The 16,807-nt window shown below is 43.5% G+C and carries 15 protein-coding genes and 1 riboswitch; of the genes, 9 read left to right on the forward strand and 6 right to left on the reverse strand.

What is annotated here, in order from left to right; all coding sequences use genetic code 11:
* Positions 1-220 precede the first annotated feature (220 nt).
* Positions 221-706 (reverse strand): DinB family protein, encoded by a 486-nt coding sequence (locus J7E38_RS13015; protein ID WP_214705470.1) that lies wholly within the window; start codon positions 704-706, stop codon positions 221-223.
* A 345-nt stretch (positions 707-1,051) separates the two neighbouring features.
* Between J7E38_RS13015 and J7E38_RS13020 the strand changes: the two genes are divergently transcribed.
* On the forward strand, positions 1,052-2,308 hold the full coding sequence (locus J7E38_RS13020) for an RNA polymerase sigma factor (RefSeq protein WP_353049952.1): 1,257 nt from the start codon (positions 1,052-1,054) through the stop codon (positions 2,306-2,308).
* 151 nt (positions 2,309-2,459) lie between these two features.
* Positions 2,460-2,834, forward strand: a complete 375-nt coding sequence (locus J7E38_RS13025) for a YciI family protein (protein WP_214705468.1) — start codon at positions 2,460-2,462, stop codon at positions 2,832-2,834.
* A gap of 326 nt (positions 2,835-3,160) precedes the next feature.
* Here the strand turns inward: J7E38_RS13025 and katA are convergent, their stop codons facing one another.
* The gene (gene katA / locus J7E38_RS13030; protein ID WP_214705467.1) at positions 3,161-4,621 is read right to left on the reverse strand and encodes a catalase; all 1,461 of its coding nucleotides are present in this window, start codon (positions 4,619-4,621) and stop codon (positions 3,161-3,163) included.
* Between the two features lie 463 nt (positions 4,622-5,084).
* On the opposite strand from katA, the gene J7E38_RS13035 reads away from it, so the two are divergent.
* Both J7E38_RS13035 and J7E38_RS13040 read left to right on the forward strand, forming a co-directional pair.
* Positions 5,085-5,672, forward strand: a complete 588-nt coding sequence (locus tag J7E38_RS13035; protein ID WP_215038586.1) for a cell wall hydrolase — start codon at positions 5,085-5,087, stop codon at positions 5,670-5,672.
* A 145-nt stretch (positions 5,673-5,817) separates the two neighbouring features.
* Positions 5,818-6,732 carry a nuclease-related domain-containing protein gene (locus J7E38_RS13040; protein ID WP_214705465.1) on the forward strand — a complete coding sequence of 305 codons (915 nt, stop codon included), beginning with the start codon at positions 5,818-5,820 and terminating at the stop codon, positions 6,730-6,732.
* Between the two features lie 693 nt (positions 6,733-7,425).
* Here the strand turns inward: J7E38_RS13040 and dacB are convergent.
* A complete protein-coding gene (dacB, locus tag J7E38_RS13045; RefSeq protein ID WP_483297174.1) occupies positions 7,426-8,907 on the reverse strand; it encodes a D-alanyl-D-alanine carboxypeptidase/D-alanyl-D-alanine endopeptidase in 1,482 nt (493 codons plus the stop codon).
* Between the two features lie 113 nt (positions 8,908-9,020).
* Here dacB and J7E38_RS13050 point away from each other — a divergent pair, with 113 nt between their 5' ends.
* Complete coding sequence (locus J7E38_RS13050) at positions 9,021-9,221, forward strand: hypothetical protein (RefSeq protein WP_214705463.1); 201 nt, start codon at positions 9,021-9,023, stop codon at positions 9,219-9,221.
* An 81-nt stretch (positions 9,222-9,302) separates the two neighbouring features.
* Here the strand turns inward: J7E38_RS13050 and J7E38_RS13055 are convergent, their stop codons facing one another.
* From J7E38_RS13055 to J7E38_RS13065, 3 genes are read right to left on the reverse strand one after another with little or no spacing between them, the layout of a single operon-like run.
* Positions 9,303-10,427, reverse strand: a complete 1,125-nt coding sequence (locus J7E38_RS13055; protein ID WP_214705462.1) for a Ger(x)C family spore germination protein — start codon at positions 10,425-10,427, stop codon at positions 9,303-9,305.
* On the reverse strand, positions 10,411-11,523 hold the full coding sequence (locus tag J7E38_RS13060) for a GerAB/ArcD/ProY family transporter (RefSeq protein WP_214705461.1): 1,113 nt from the start codon (positions 11,521-11,523) through the stop codon (positions 10,411-10,413). The genes J7E38_RS13055 and J7E38_RS13060 overlap by 17 nt, the downstream gene beginning before the upstream one ends.
* Positions 11,510-12,997: a spore germination protein gene (locus J7E38_RS13065; protein ID WP_214705460.1), complete on the reverse strand. Its 1,488-nt coding sequence runs from the start codon at positions 12,995-12,997 to the stop codon at positions 11,510-11,512. Before J7E38_RS13065 ends, J7E38_RS13060 begins: the two co-directional genes overlap by 14 nt.
* A gap of 166 nt (positions 12,998-13,163) precedes the next feature.
* On the opposite strand from J7E38_RS13065, the gene J7E38_RS13070 reads away from it, so the two are divergent.
* The 4 genes from J7E38_RS13070 to J7E38_RS13085 all read left to right on the forward strand — a co-directional run bounded on the left by J7E38_RS13070 (position 13,164) and on the right by J7E38_RS13085 (position 16,797).
* On the forward strand, positions 13,164-13,505 hold the full coding sequence (locus J7E38_RS13070) for a metal-sensitive transcriptional regulator (RefSeq protein ID WP_214705459.1): 342 nt from the start codon (positions 13,164-13,166) through the stop codon (positions 13,503-13,505).
* A 56-nt stretch (positions 13,506-13,561) separates the two neighbouring features.
* Positions 13,562-13,712: riboswitch (FMN riboswitch) on the forward strand.
* 128 nt (positions 13,713-13,840) lie between these two features.
* Positions 13,841-14,923 (forward strand): bifunctional diaminohydroxyphosphoribosylaminopyrimidine deaminase/5-amino-6-(5-phosphoribosylamino)uracil reductase RibD, encoded by a 1,083-nt coding sequence (gene ribD / locus J7E38_RS13075; RefSeq protein ID WP_214705458.1) that lies wholly within the window; start codon positions 13,841-13,843, stop codon positions 14,921-14,923.
* Positions 14,924-14,935: 12 nt separating this feature from the next.
* Entirely contained in the window at positions 14,936-15,592 is a 657-nt protein-coding gene (ribE, locus tag J7E38_RS13080) for a riboflavin synthase (RefSeq protein WP_214705457.1), read from the forward strand.
* A gap of 11 nt (positions 15,593-15,603) precedes the next feature.
* Positions 15,604-16,797, forward strand: coding sequence for a bifunctional 3,4-dihydroxy-2-butanone-4-phosphate synthase/GTP cyclohydrolase II (locus J7E38_RS13085; RefSeq protein ID WP_214705456.1), 1,194 nt, complete (start codon positions 15,604-15,606; stop codon positions 16,795-16,797).
* Positions 16,798-16,807 lie beyond the last annotated feature (10 nt).

The following is a 16,807-nucleotide window of genomic DNA, read 5'->3' on the forward strand; positions in this document are numbered from 1 at the left end:
GGTCATCTAAAATAATTATTGGAGGGTGTGTGATTTTGTGGTGATTTGGTAAGTGGATTGTATGGTATTTTTATGGTGTTTGGATATTTATGTTAAAAATGAAATAAGACTATCGAAGACTTTGTGAAACAATGTACTTAAAGTAACGATGCAGTTTAGTGTAACAAGATATAAAAAAAGCTTTGGATATATGATTGATGCCCAAAGCTTTTTCTTAAAATTATAATGTTCTAACTTGCTCAATTTTTAATCCGAAAATTTGAGGAGGTTCAATTTTGTTTATTTGCAAATAAGTAGAGATTTGTCCACGATGATGGATTTCATGTTCTGGGATTGCCATAAGTATCCTCCAAACACTAACTTCATGACCATGAAGGGTTAAAACCTTTTGTGTCAATGCATCGTTGCCAGCTTTTAATAGACTCTCTGTAAGTTTAATCTGACATGCCTCTAAATAATTTGAAATATCCTCAATAGAAGCTCCCTTACTAGTATCATGCCCTGTGTATGTCCACGAACCATGTTCAAATATACCTAGAAACATCAACCGAGATGAAGCGATATGTCGCAATAAATCACCTGTAGAAAATTTATCTTCAGAAGGCTTCCAATCTAGGAGTTCATTAGGTATTGCTTTTACATATTGCATCGTTCGTTTATGAATCCCATCTAAATATTTTACATATTCCTTAATATCATGAATCATGTTTTCACTCTCCAATTTTTCAGTCTTTTATCACTTTATATTCTTAATTCAGTGGAAATAATCCTTTAACGAAACCATTAACTACTGATTTTGGTATTTAACAAAATGGAAGTTTAGTTGTACAAGGAATTTAAACTATGACTGAAGAAATCTTTTTTCTCTTAGAATTTTTTGAATATTTTTAATTCGTGATGTTATAATAAAGGGAAATTGTGAACCATTGTACTTAATTTCTGTTCAGTAATAGAGACAAATAGTTAAGAATTAATTTTGCATTAATTACCGTGAACCGTACCATAAGTAATGACGAGTTTTTTTAATTCATTTCATAAAGGAGGAATCTTGGTGACGGACACGGCTTTCAGTAGCTCCGTTGATGCTATCTGGAGGAGCGAGTCGGCTAGGATTATTGCAAGTCTAACACGGATCATGCGAGATGTGGGACTTGCCGAAGATCTTGCACAAGATACGCTTCTTATCGCCCTTGAGCGCTGGCCGCTTTCAGGTATACCTGATAACCCGGGCGCATGGCTGATGACAACTGCAAAACGGCGAGCCATCGACCTGATCCGCAGAAATAAATTGAGGGATCGCAAATATGAAGAGTTGGGGTATGAGTTGAACACTCTGGACAAACCGGATTTTGACGATGCACTTGATGATCACATTGGCGATGATCTCCTGCGTCTGATATTCATAACCTGCCATCCTATTCTGTCGGCAGACGCACGCGTGACACTCACGCTGCGACTACTCGGAGGACTAACGACCGAAGAAATTGCAAAAGCATATCTCATCTCAGAGTCAACGGTCGCGCAACGGATCACACGAGCCAAGAGAACGCTATCAGAGGCGCGAGTTCCATTTGAAGTTCCGCCGAAGGCCGAGCTCACGTCTCGACTTTCCTCGGTTCTCGAGGTAATCTATCTCATGTTTAACGAGGGATACTCCGCGTCTAAAGGTGATGTATGGTTACGGCCCCAGCTTTGTGAAGAAGCCCTGAGGATTGGTCGTACATTGGCGGGAATTGTACCCGACGAGCCTGAGGTCCATGGCCTTGTTGCGCTTATGGAAATTCAAGCTTCGAGGTTTAAAGCGCGAGTCGACTCAACCGGGGAGCCCATACTGCTTATGGATCAAAACCGAGCGCTCTGGGATGAACTCCTTATAAGTCGCGGACTGGCTGCGCTTAATCGTGCTGAACGGCTTGGTGTCGACCTGGGTCCTTATTCGCTTCAGGCGGCTATCACGGCGTGTCACGCCCAGGCACGCACGGCTTCGGAGACAGATTGGGTGCGGATATCAGCGCTTTATGAAGCACTTTCTCAAATTATGCCAACACCTATAGTAGAGTTAAATCGTGCAGTTGCCTTATCGATGGCATATGGACCGGAGATTGGACTCGAGATTGTCGATACATTGCTATCGGAACCATCCCTAAAAAACTATCATTTATTGCCGAGTGTCCGCGGCGATTTTCTCATGAAATTGGGCAGATTTGACGAAGCCTATTTGGAATTCCAACGAGCTGCGGCACTTGCGGGCAATGTCCGTGAACAAGAGCTTCTATTGAAACGTGCCGAAGAGTGCGCTAAAAGGTAGTAAATTTAGAGCTTAATTTACATCAAGTTCAATGGTCGAATATTTTTTTGAATTTTTTTTAAAAAGGTATGTCGATTTTGATACATGTTGTTCGTCGAATAAATAGAGGCAAAAATAAATGCTTCAATTTATTGTAAAAGGAGAAAAAAATATGAAATTTCTATGTTTGGGTTACCTGGATTCAGCCAAAATGGATGTTCGCCCCAAGGGGGAGATTGATGCTGTTATGCAGGAATGTCAGCCTCACCTAGAGGAATTCTATAAAAGCGGTCAAGTGATGATTGATGCTGGTCTATCCTTCGAAACGAAATGCTTGCGACGGGCGAACGGTAAGGTGAAGGTTATGGACGGTCCTTTTATCGAAACGAAGGAGATGATAGGCAGCGCTTTTCTTATAGAAGCGCAGAATATGGAGGAAGCGATCAGGATTGCTTCCTTACATCCGACCGTACAGGTTGTTGCGGGGGAGCAATTTGGATGGGGGATTGAGATTCGTCCGATCCACTACTTTGAATCGAGAGACTAACCTAAGGATAGTTCAATACTTCAATGGAAGGGCCATCCCGCAAGGATGGCCCTAAAAAAGTGAGTGAAGATACTAAAAAGGATCGGATTATTATTACATAGTTTGTGAAGAAATGTACTTAAACAAACGGGTGTTTAGTTGAATAAGACAATAATTAGTAATAAAAGGACCAACTTTTTGATAAGTCGGTCTTTTTGTGTTATTTACCTTGTGAATTACCAAGTGTTTTGTCCGTGGTTAGCTATGAGAGTTCATATGATAATTGACTGTTTGCACCTCACAAGTAAACCCGTTACCAATATAGGACATCCGTTTTTTCATACCTATTAAACTTCCTGTGGCACCTGCAGTCCCAGTCCTTGGGCGATACGGGTTCCGTACTCGGGATCTGCCTTATAGAAGTGGCCGATCTGGCGGAGTTTGATATCATCGCGTTCAACTGGCTTCATGGCAGCGACGATATTAGCAACCAGGCGCTCTCGTTCTTCTTCGCTCATAAGGCGGTACAGGTCACCGGCTTGTGTGTAATGGTCATGGTGATCATAGCCCGCGTTTTCGGCCACGCCGCTGACAGGGAATGCTGCCTGTTTGTGCTCATTTACTTCAGTTGGTCCTCCGAAACTATTAGGCTCATAGTTTACTGATTTGCCGCCATTTCCATCAAAGCGCATCTGGCCGTCACGCTGGTAGGAATTGACTTCTGTTCTAGCCCTGTTGATTGGCAAATGATTGTGATTTGCGCCTACACGGTATCGGTGCGCATCAGCATAAGCGAACAGGCGGCCCTGCAGCATTTTATCTGGAGATACGTCGACACCAGGGACAAGGCTGCCCGGTGAGAATGTAGCCTGCTCAACCTCGGCAAAGTAGTTTTCAGGATTGCGGTCCAATACCATGCGGCCCACTTCAATCAACGGATAGTCTTTTTGAGACCAAACTTTTGTGACATCGAATGGATCGAAACGATAGGTGTCCGCGTCCTCCAGCGGCATGATTTGTACATAAAGCTTCCATGCAGGAAAGTCACCGGCTTCAATTGCATTGAATAGGTCTTCTGTATGGAAATCAGGGTTTTCCCCGGCAATTTGTGCTGCCACATCGGCTGTCAGATTCTTCACACCTTGCTCTGTCTTGAAATGGTACTTAATCCAGACTCCTTCGCCTTCAGCGTTCGTCCATTTGAATGTATGGCTGCCAAAACCGTGCATATGGCGGAAAGTAGCCGGAATTCCGCGATCAGACATCAGGATCGTTACCTGGTGCAACGCTTCAGGTGAAAGTGACCAGAAATCCCACACTGCATTCGGATCCTTCAGGTGAGTCTGAGGGTTCCTTTTTTGTGTATGGATGAAATCAGGGAACTTGATCGCATCACGAATGAAGAATACCGGCGTATTGTTGCCGACGATATCATAGTTTCCTTCCTCTGTATAAAACTTTACGGCGAAGCCGCGTGGATCACGCACTGTATCAGCTGATCCAAGTTCTCCTGCAACCGTTGAGAAACGGACGAATAAAGGTGTTTTCTTGCCTACCTCGGAAAGGAATGCAGCCTTCGTATAGTTGGTTACATCATTTGTCACTTCAAAATATCCATGTGCTCCGGCGCCTTTTGCATGCACAACACGCTCAGGTACGCGTTCGCGGTTAAAGTGCGCCAATTTTTCCAAAAGGTGAACGTCCTGCAGTAAAGTAGGACCTCTTTGTCCAGCTGTCATGGAATTCTGGTTGTCCCCGACCGGCGCTCCCCAGCTTGTAGTCAAATGCTTCTTTTGATCATTACTCATTGTTCATCCCGCCTTTTATTAAATTTGTTGATAATCAAATGATAACACCTTTCAAATAAAAATCAATACTAAATAATAATAATTTTAAATAAGAAATTAGTATAATTATATTCAGTTCTCTAAATATAGGTAAATTGGTCCTGTCCCAGTAGATGGACGATAAAATAAATAACTCTTGATAAAACGACATTTTTTTGAATCTCTCGAATACGCCTCTAGCTAAGTTACAAACCTGTAACACTATGTAAAAAATGAACCGGATCCTTACAGTGCTGGTTATTGAAGGAAGAAAAAAGAGACTGGAATAAACTGCTAGGTTTAAAAAGAATCAAGCGTTTTCAATAGATTGTGATGAATTTTCTTGATTGGCACTTATTGGGCGATGAATCAATATGTTACAACTGCTAGCCTTGTTAGTAGAGAAAGAGAGCAACTCTACTGGGAGGTATGGAGAATGAAAAAGATGAAAAAGACTTTGGCAGCGCTAACGGCTGTAGTATCCCTATCTGTATTTTCAATGGGTGCGGCTGCAGAAGCGGCAACGTACCAGGTGAAAACAGGAGATACTTTATGGGGAATTGCGAGTAAATATGCTGTGCCTGTGAATCAATTGAAAAAGGCCAATAACCGGACTAGCAATCTACTATATCCAGGACAAAAGTTGACGATTCCGGCCGCAACGGTATCCGCGGCAGATCAGGACTTGCTTGCAAGACTGGTCCACGCTGAGGCGAAAGGCGAGCCATATGCAGGGAAAGTAGCAGTAGCGACTGTTGTCTTGAATAGAGTAGCAAGCTCTGAATTCCCAAATACAATCAAGGGTGTCATCTATCAAAAATCAAACGGCTATTATGCCTTCACACCGGTGAAAAATGGTGCGATCAACAAGGCAGCGGACGCAGAGTCAAAGAAGGCAGTTAAAGAAGCCCTAGCATTCAGGGGGCAGGGAAATGGCTCATTGTTCTTCTTTAATCCGAAAACAGCAGTAAGCAAATGGGTTTTCTCAAGAGAAGTAACCGTAACAATCGGAAATCATAGATTTGCGAAGTAACCAGAAAAAAGCTGTGCAGATTCTCATTCTGCACAGCTTTTTCTCAATTAGGTTACTTTTCAAAGCTTGTGATAAAAAGCCTTGTTAAATATTTAAATAAAACATACTATTTAATTGCAATACATAATGAATGGAGGAATGTTTTTTGATAGTTAAATCGCGTGTTGAATCGTTGGAACTACAGATTCTGAGAAAGCTGAATGCGAGAATGAATTTGTCTCCGAAAGAACATAGTAACTATCTATACCTGGAAAAAGGATATGAAGGCGAAGTAATTTTTGATCGTTGGATGGAGGGGGTAGAAAAAGGCTTTCTGGTTTTGAATGATTTGCTCCTGGAACATGGAAATACCAAATTCCAAATCGATTCCCTATTCCTGTCCAAGATGATTCACATGTTCGAAGTGAAGAACTTGGAGGGAGATTATTATATCGAAGGCGATAGGTGGTACACCAACAATGGAGTAGAAATCAAAAATCCTCTATTACAAATGGAAAGAGCAGAATCTCTCCTGCGAAGGATGGTACGAGACCTGGGATACAACTTAAATATTGAATCAACACTAGTCTTTGTGAACACCAACTTTTACCTCTATCAAGCCCCGCGTAATTTACCAATTATCTTTCCGAATCAGATTCCAAGACTTCTTAAAAACCTGCAAAAACAATTTGCTCCAATAAAAAATACTCACACAAACCTAGCGGAACGGCTGCAATCCCTGCATACCCAAGATTCACCATACTCACGACTGCCTGAATATAGTTTCGACAAATTGAAGAAGGGAATAACCTGTTCTCATTGTCATAGCATGAATACCATCGTTACTAGAAAAACACTGATATGCACTAATTGCGGAAAACGGGAAACTATACATGAAGCAGTATTGCGAAGTGTTAGAGATATTCAATTGCTTTTTCCGGAAGAAGCTTTAACAGTCAATACGGTTCATCAATGGTGCAAGACTGTTAAAACAAAGAAAGCCATTAGGAACATTCTATCCGAAAACTATACATTGGAGGGCTATGGTCCATCTTCTCGCTATATAACTGTTGATAAATGATTCATGGAGGAGAAAGATACCCTTATGCAGGTGAAACTGTCCACATAAGGGCACCATTCAGAGCGAAAGATGCCCTTAAGCAAGTGAAACTGTCCACATAAGGGTACCATCCAGGACAAAAGATACCCTTATGCAAGTGTAATCATCCACATAAGGGCACCATTCGGGGCAAAAGATACCCTTATGCAGGGGAAACCATCCACATAAGGGTACCTTTCCTGTTGAAAGATACCCTTATGCAAGTGGAATCATCCACATAAGGGTACCATTTGGGGCAAAAGGTACCCTTAAGCAAGTGAAACTGTCCACATAAGGGTACCATTCGAGGCAAAGATACCCTTATGCAGGCAAAACTATCCACATAAGGGTATCATTCCTGTTGAAAGATACCCTTATGCAAGTGTAATCATCCACATAAGGGCACCATTCGGGGCAAAAGATACCCTTATGAAGGCAAAACTATCCACATAAGGGCACCATTCCGGTCGAAAGATACCCTTATGCAGTCGAAACTATCCACATAAGGGCACCATTCAGGGCAAAAGGTACCCTTATGCAGTCAAAATCATCCACATAAGGGCATCATTCCGGTTGAAAAATACCCTTATGCAGACGAAGCTGTCCACATAAAGGCACCATTCCGGACGAAAGATACCCCAAACTATCCAAATAAGGGGACCATTCAAGCTTTATTCATTGTCCTGAAAGTATTCTAACGATTTGATCCTCAACTTTCCTGCCGTCCCTGTCATCCAGCAGATTATTCAGCATAATCGTAAAAATAAGAGTCTCTCCGCCAGGCTTTTCCACATAACCTGCGAGGGTGCTTACTCCTGTTAGCGAGCCGGTTTTGGCCTGAACAGTAACTAACTTTGCCTCTTCTTTCAGTCTGTTTCGCATCGTCCCGCCAACCATCCTGTCCTTTGCTCCGGCAGCTGGAAGGGAATCCTTGAAAACAGGAAACCATTTCTCCCCCTGCACTTCATAAAGTAGTTTTGTGATTTCATTTGCCGGAATTAAGTTCACGTGGGATATACCTGAACCGTCACGGATTAAGATTTGGTGTGTATCGATACCGAAACTTTTCAGTTCCTCAGCCATAACCTCAAGGCCTTTTTCCCAGCTTCCGTCACCGTGGACGGCTTTGCCCAATTCCTTCACGAGCGCTTCGGCATGGCCATTATTGCTGAGCTTCATGAAGGGTACCATCAGGTCAGCAAGGGGCATGGATTTGTGAAAAATTAATACCGGCATGTCATCTGTTGCCTCGCCGTCTTTTATTTTCCCAACAATCTGTATTCCCTGGTCCTCCAGGGCTTTCTTAAAAAGGGTTCCGGCATATCGCGTTGGATCCCAGACGGCTACCCATTCCCTTAGCGCTTGCGAATCAGCAGGAATCGTCCCTTTTACGACAATGGTATTTGTGCCATGCTCTCGTTCGATGTGGATATTCTGTTTTCCTTTGTTTTCGACTGTTTTAGTTTCATTAACGATTGTGACAAAATCTGTATCAGGCTCGAGCGAAATCTTGGCGGCCGTGTCTTTTTTACCCGGGGAAATGGAGACTATCACTGTTCCGGCGTCATAGTCCTGATTCGGTGAGGCTGTCAGTGCCGAAATTTGCGCTCCATAATACTGATGCTCGTCATTCCAGGTTAGATCCTCAGAATAACGAATATCATCATACCAGCTGTCATCGGTGACAACATCCCCATCTATCTTCAGGATTCCTTTCTTCTTCAGTTTTTTGGCCATTTCAGCAAAATCAGCTGGAAGTAGTGTCGGATCGCCTCCACCTTTTAAATAAAGATCTCCTGATAGAGTGCTGCCAGCTATTTTACCAGCTGTCAAAACTTCGGTAGTAAAGCGATAATCCTCCCCTAAAACTGACAGTGATGCAGCGGCAGTGAACAGCTTCAGGACAGAAGCCGGCTGCATTCGAATCTCTCCGTTATGCTCATACAGCAGCTTTCCGTCCTCGGCTGACCTTATGCTGATACCCGCCAATGCCCCCTCAAGAATCCGTTCATTTACAATAAAATCATTAATTACCTCTGGCAAATCAACCGGTGATGAAACAGCCTGAGCAGGAGGTTCATCCGTATAGAAAAACGGAATGAAGGCTAAAATGCTAACAAACATGAACAGGACGATGAATGTGGTTTTTTGTTTCAATTTTTCGTTCATTCCCTTCATAACTCTTCTGTTTTCGACAGGAATTTTCCCAATAAACAACTAGTAGAGTCTATGATAATGTTTAAATTAATAGAAGGTTGAGGAGGAAAAATATGTACCGATACGTTTGGAATTCCTTATTCATTGTAGCCATCGGAGCAGGATTTTACTTCTATGTCCAACTGATTTTTTCCAAGGTGACAGACCCTTTGTACGGCACATTGGCACTTCTTTTAGGCTGCCTGTTCGCGGCCGGGATTTCACGGGAGATGTTGTTGGTTTTGCAAAATAGAAATGAAAATAGTCAGGTTTAACTTAAAAAATACTCCTTATTGATCTTCTTTAGATTCGGAAGCTCAATAGGAGTATTTTGTTATTTCCTGTTGGAATCAAGTTTAATCTATGATTCCATGTCCAACAATTTCTACATCGACTTTTGGAGTGATGACCACGTTTGGATATTCCTTTTTCCAATCTACATGCTTCCAATAGTCGGGGTATAGTGCAATTAGTCTTCTGCCAATCCCCAAGCTATCACTATTTGCTTCCTGAAGAGTTTTAATTGCGGCTACTGCATCATTGGTCAGCATCTCAGATAGTTTATTGTTCAATTTTGTAATTTCGTGCTTATTGTATAATTGGTTCTTAGCGTAGTCGGTGATATCAATTTTTAACTTTAAATTTATATTCGCAATAGCCCGATTGTTTTTCACTTTTACCTCTAATGTTTCCTTTGCTTTTTTTACGGTAAAAGAAACAAAATGTGGCGGATTGAAACTTTCACCTTCTGCTATTCTTTTTGTGAATTTTGGCGACTTTCCCGAATTGCCGTCAAGCAATAGGAAAATAACCGCCTCCTCCCCGGTAAGTACCCGACCAGTGAATTTTCTGTCGTTAAATAAGGCAATACCCTCAACACTGGCCGTTTTCCTGTCTTCTGATGGACGAAGGAAAGGCAATACGAAATCTTCTCCTGGATCAAACATCTCCGCGCAGATCGATTGAATGTTTTCCGCGGGAATGAGGGAAGCGATTTCCTGGCTCTCTAATAAATCATAGAGATAAGAACTGACCTTCTCCTCTTCAAAATTTATTCGCAGCAAATCCTTACCCATCCCCTCGGCTACGACTACTTTGGCGCTTAGGGCACTCTTGGGATCACGATAGAATAAATCAAGTACAGAATAGATATCCTTCTTTGCGAGCTCATTCCCTATGATTAACACCCTTAGTTTGGATGCATCAAAGACCTTTTCAGCTTTTCTGTCTACGTCCCCCCGTGCCTCTCTTGGTGTATTCCCGATGCCAGTGCTGATGGTATATCCACTGACCCCTCCTCCCTCTTGATTCTTTTTTATGGTTGGGGATGTAAGCTCATCGAGTATTTTTCCGTCAGGCGTCAAATCGAAGCTGGCCGCCATGAATAATTTTACATCCTTCAATAAATGCTGATCCCAGCAGGCACTAAGCAACAGAAGGGTGACAATAGCAAGAATGCCTGTTTTAAGAATTCGGATCATTGGCCTTACCTCCATGCTCGGATTTTTTGAACAGGAATGAAACGGTGAGTAAAAAGGCAGGGAAAAGGATGAAAATAAAACTGGCCTTCGGGATATTACTGCTCATGATATCTAAATATTTGATATCTATTTCAGGCAAAAAAGAAAAGCCATAAATGATAAACGCCAAACAATACACAAGTTTCCGTCGATCCATTTTATAAAAAATTTTACCGGCAGAGTCAGCGGCCAGAAACAGGTAAGTGCAGAAAGAAGTGAATACAAGGAATATCCAAATTGACAGAAATAGTAAATCCGTTCGTTCAATGAGTTTGAACGTATAAGATTTTAAGATATACAAAAGCGGTTCTGGCAATATTTTTATTTCAGCCGGGCTGAAGTAAATGAAACTGATGATAACTACATAGGCATAGAGTATGGTACTGAACAGGTTAGCAAAGGATACTGCCTTGAATTTTTGACGTGTCGTTCCTGATACCATTGGAAAAGTGAGGAGGATGATTTCAAACCCCAGCATGGAAAGGATCGCGTCTTTACTGCCAATGACAATATCTTTGATGCCAGCTTGTCCGATCGGTAACAAATAATAAATGTTCGAATCCTTCAACGTGTAGGAAACAAGCAGCAAGAGCAAAAGGATAAGCGGTGTGACCAATGTGTAAAACCGGGCCAGGATTTTCAATCCACCTACACTTAAATAGATTCCGGCCAGCACAAGCAAACCGCCGATTACCCAATTTGGAGTATAGGGAAGGATCCAGCGATCGATAACTCTGGTATAGAGCACAAGAATCAGACTTCCGACACTGATGAAATATAGCATATAGAAAAGAGAAATTAGTTTACCAATCTTCCTGCCTAACAGAAACGCTGAAATATCAAGGATGTTTTTAGACATGAATTTTTTTAAAAGCATGAAATACATTAATAAGACTCCTTGAAGCAAAAGGCCGGCCAGAAGTACCGAAATCCATCCATCTGACTGCGCAGATTTATGCATTTGATAGGGCAATGAAAGGGCACCTACACCCAACTGTGTCTGGATGATCAAAAAGAAAAATTGCTGATGGGTAATCGTATCTTTATCTCGGTTCATTTGTCTTCCATCCTCTAGAGTCCCGCTGTCTCTTGGTGTTTACAGCATGTGAATTGCGCGGACGCTCATCCATTTTCCAAAGTGGCATTCTCAAAAATGTGTCCTTAAGATCCTTGACCTGCAATGGAGCCAATGGCGAAAAATATGGGACTCCGAAAGATTCAAGCTTGCACAGTTTAATGAAGACGAATATCAGGCCAAAAGTTAGTCCCACGAAACCTAATATTGCAGCCGCAACCATTAGGGGAAACCGGATCAGCCGGACGGCCGTACTCATTTCATTGGAAGGAACGACAAACGCAGATATCGCAGTGACAGCGACGATGACAATCATGATATTAGAAATCAATCCTGCGCTTACAACAGCATCACCTATGACCAGACCTCCAACAATTCCGATGGTTTGTCCGATCGGTCTCGGAAGCCTGATCCCAGCTTCCCTGATCAATTCAATCGTTATCTCCATGAAGAAAGCCTCCAAAAGAGGAGGATAGGGTATTCCTTCTATTGATCCCTTTAATGGAAGAATTAACTCATGAGGGATGACTTCAAGGTGAAAAGCAATAATTGCGATGTAAAAGGCAGGCAATGTGATGGCGATAAGGAAGCTGACATACCTCAACAAACGGATGAATGTAGAAGGAATCCACCGACTGTTATAATCATCCGATGACTGATAGAATGCAAAAAAAGTGATTGGCAATATCAAGGCTGTCGGACTGCCATCACCAATGATGATGATCCTGCCTTCCATTAAATTAGCCATTGCCCGATCCGGCCTTTCCGTGTTGATGAGCTGTGGAAATAAAGAAAACGGATCGTCCTCAATGAACTCCTCAATATAACCAGGACTTAGTACCATGTCGGTCGAAATATAGGAAAGCCTTCTTTCAACTTCATCAACGATATTCTGGTCAGCTATCCCCTTCATAAAAATGACAGCTACTTTGGTTTTGGTCTTATCGCCTAACTCATGGTAGTTAACCGTGAACTCTGGATTTTTAATTCTAAGCCTTAGCTGACTGATATTTGTTTCAAGTTTTTCAACGAAGCCATCATGCGCGCCGCGAACCACTGATTCATTTATCGGTTCCTGTATGGCACGTTGGATATCTTTAGGGAATGTGAATAGCCATCCTTCATCACGTTCGCATAAGAATAAAACATATCCGCCACTTAGAATGCCGCTGATCATGTTTTTCTGAGTATCCGCCCGTATACCATTCAACAACTTAAGTTCGTCTGGTGTGACCTGAGAATCTTCAGCCAATAAAGGAATCAATAAAAGCTCCTTGAACTTTTCCTGTGACACCATGGTTTCAAGGAAACAAAACCGCAAAGTATAGTTTCCCCTTTTAAATTCAAACTCTTTAAAGTCAGCGGTATGCTGAAAGACAGCCTTTAGTTTTTCATATCCACTGCAATGAATTTCTTTTTTCTCGCTATTAGATGCAGGAAGCCGGAATTTTTTCATCATCACACCACTTTTTTGCTTAATAGCAAACTTTAATAATATATTCGTTAAAAATAGTTATTCCTTTTAAAACGTTTTATATGTAAGAGTTGATGTGAATTTGCGATTATTTACTGTGTGGGGGTATGATAAGATATAAGCAAAAGATGTAAAAGGGGGTTTTTAGATGGACATTTTAGAGCCCGAAGTACACCCGGCTGACTGTGCGGACAGCTGCTGCTCATCAGAGCGAAAAAGCCATCACTCTGAAAAAACGAAAAAAAATCTTGTCACGAGATTGAATCGGATAGAAGGACAAATACGCGGCATAAAAGGCCTTATTGAAAGAGATACGTATTGTGACGACGTGATCACCCAAATTTCTGCGACTCAGGCGGCATTGAACAGCGTGGCTAAGCTGCTGCTTGAAGGCCATATGAAATCGTGCATCGTTGAACGGATTCAGGAAGGTGACAACGAAGTGATCGATGAACTGTTGACGACAATTGAGAAACTGATGAAAAAATAACAGGCCATTTTGTTTTCTATTTATGAACATGTTCTGTATAATGTCACTAACTTAATATATTCCTTCGGGGTCGGGTGAAATTCCCAACCGGCGGTGATGAAGCCAAGCCTGTGCTTCTTAGTCCGTGACCCGGTTAACATTTGTTAAACGGTGGATCTGGTGAAACTCCAGGGCCGACAGTTAAAGTCTGGATGGGAGAAGGAAAAAACGAGGATTAGAAACAAGGGAGCAGTATACCTTTTTTTACCCTCTAGTTTGATATTGTCTTTTTTAGGACCCCGAAGCGCTTATGTTTCGGGGTCTTTTTATTTTTTTAAAAAGAGGAAGGGATGAAGGTGAAGAATCAAGACTATATGGCCCTTGCCATCAATCTCGCAAGGGCAGCGGAAGGACAAACCTCCCCGAATCCCCAGGTTGGCGCTGTGCTTGTAAAAGAGGGGCAGATCATTGGCATGGGCGCCCATTTGAAGGCAGGCGAGCCGCATGCTGAGGTCCATGCGATCCGGATGGCAGGTGAGAAAGCGAATGGAGCGACTCTCTATGTGACACTGGAGCCGTGCAGCCATTTCGGGAAGACGCCGCCATGTTCGAATCTTGTCATAGAGTCGGGTATCAAAAAGGTGTTTGTGGCTTCGGTTGACCCTAATCCGCTCGTCGGCGGAGCAGGAATCAAAAAGATGCGTGAGGCCGGAATAGAGGTTGAGGTTGGATTATTAGCGGACGAAGCTATTGCTCTTAATAAGGTGTTTTTTCATTACATAAGCACGGGACTTCCATATGTAACCTTGAAGTCAGCCACCAGCCTTGATGGAAAAATCGCAACAGTGGCAGGTGAGAGTAAATGGATCACCGGTGAGGAAGCACGCAAGGACGTCCATCACTTCCGCCATACACAGGATGCCATTCTCGTTGGAGTCAACACGGTCATTAAAGATAACCCAAGCCTGACGACACGGCTTGAGACCGGAGGGAAAAATCCGATTCGCGTAATACTGGATTCCACCCTGAGAACGCCATGGGAATCGGGGCTGATCCTTGACCAGGCAGCACAGACCATCATCGTGACAGGATCTGGTGCCGAGCCTGAAAGGGTAAAACAATTTGAAGAACAAGGCATCAAAATCATCAAGTTAGAATCTGCGAAAGTCGGGATCAAAGAAATGCTGGGAAAACTGGGGGAGCGCGGCATCACTTCTCTGTATGTTGAAGGCGGTGCCGAGGTCCATGGCAGTTTTTTAAGGGAGAAGGCTTTTCAGCGGGTGATTACCTATATCGCGCCAAAGCTGATCGGCGGCAGAAATGCTCCGTCAGCATATGGAGGCGAAGGCATTGCCTGTCTGGAGGAAACAGTTCCCTTGAAAATCACCGATGTAAAACAAATCGGCCAGGATATCCGGATCATTGCTGAGCCGGTCTAGAGGGAGGTTAATATGTTTACAGGGATTATTGAGGAAATCGGGACTGTTGCAAATATCCAGCACAGCGGGGAATCTTTTGTGCTGACAATTGACGCGAAAAAAGTCCTGACAGATGTCCATCTTGGTGACAGTATTGCCGTCAACGGAGTATGCCTGACTGTCACGTCCTTTTCCGAAAACCGGTTTTCAGTAGATGTGATGCCGGAGACGGTAAAAGCTTCGAGCCTGAAAACCGTCAGGAGAGGCTCAAAGGTGAACCTGGAAAGAGCGATGGCAGCCGGAGGCCGGTTCGGCGGTCATTTTGTCGCCGGCCATGTGGATGGAGTCGGGGTCATCAAAGGGAAAACCCAAGTTGAAAACGCAGTGTATTATGAAATCCAGCTTGATCCCGAATTGCTGAAATACGTCATCATGAAAGGCTCTGTCGCAGTTGATGGTACAAGCCTGACTGTTTTCGGGATATCGGAAGACAGCCTGACATTGTCGCTGATTCCGCTGACACTTTCTGACACAGTGCTTGGCTTCAAGGATAAAGGCGATATCGTCAATATAGAATGTGACATGATCGGCAAATATGTAGGGCACTTCTTGAGTAACCAGGTTCCAGCAGCTCCAAAAAAAGGAAGCAATATTACAGCCCAATTCCTAGAGGATAACGGGTTTATGTGAGGGTGATGAAAATGTTTGATCCGATTGAAGAGGCTATATATGAACTCATGCAAGGAAAGGTAGTCATCGTTTGTGATGACGAGGACCGGGAGAATGAAGGGGATTTTATCGCGCTGGCTGAGAAGGCAACACCCGATGTTATTAACTTCATGGCGACGCATGGCCGGGGGTTGATCTGTGTTCCAATTGAAACAGAATTGGCACAAAGGCTCGACCTGATGCCGATGGTTTCTCGCAACACTGATCCACATGGTACTGCATTTACCGTTAGTATCGACCATAAGTTCTCCACGACAGGGATTTCTGCGTTTGAGCGCTCGGCCACGGTGCTCAGCATGCTTGATCCAGAGTCAAAGGCTGCCGATTTCAAACGTCCTGGCCACGTCTTCCCGCTTGTCGCCAAGAAAGGCGGCGTCTTAAGGCGGGCCGGCCATACGGAGGCAGCGGTCGATCTGGCGAAAATGTGCGGCGCCAAGCCGGCTGGCGTTATTTGCGAAATCATGAATGAAGACGGCACAATGGCAAGGGTGCCGCAGCTTCGCAAAATTGCAGACCAGTTCGAATTAAAGATGATCACGATCAAAGACCTTATCCAGTACCGGAACCGTAAGGACAAGCTGATTCAAAGAGAGGTTGAAATCAATCTCCCGACCGAATTCGGAATGTTCAAGGCTGTCGGATATTCGAATGTCGTGGATGATAAAGAACATGTTGCCCTTGTGAAAGGGGACATCGACCCGGATGAGCCGGTTCTGGTACGGGTCCATTCTGAGTGCCTGACCGGGGATGTATTCGGTTCGTATCGCTGTGACTGCGGGCCGCAGCTGCATGCCGCACTAACCCAAATCAACGAAGAAGGGCGCGGCGTCCTTTTGTACTTGCGCCAGGAAGGCAGGGGCATTGGCCTGATGAATAAGCTGCGGGCCTATAAGCTGCAGGAAGAGGGCTACGATACTGTGGAGGCCAATGAAAAACTCGGCTTCGGTGCTGACCTTCGCGAATACGGGATTGGAGCACAGATTTTAAAAGACCTTGGCATCAAGCAAATTAAACTGCTCACCAACAATCCTAGGAAAATAAGAGGACTTAAGGGTTATGGCCTTGAAGTCGTCGACCGGGTGCCCATCCAGATGCCAGCAAGGGAAGAAAACGAAAACTACTTAAAAACAAAACACAGCAAACTAGGTCATTTACTTAAATTTTAATTGGAGGAAT

The organism is Bacillus sp. ISL-35 (assembly GCF_018613355.1).
In the GTDB taxonomy this organism is placed as follows: Bacteria; Bacillota; Bacilli; order Bacillales; family Cytobacillaceae; genus Mesobacillus.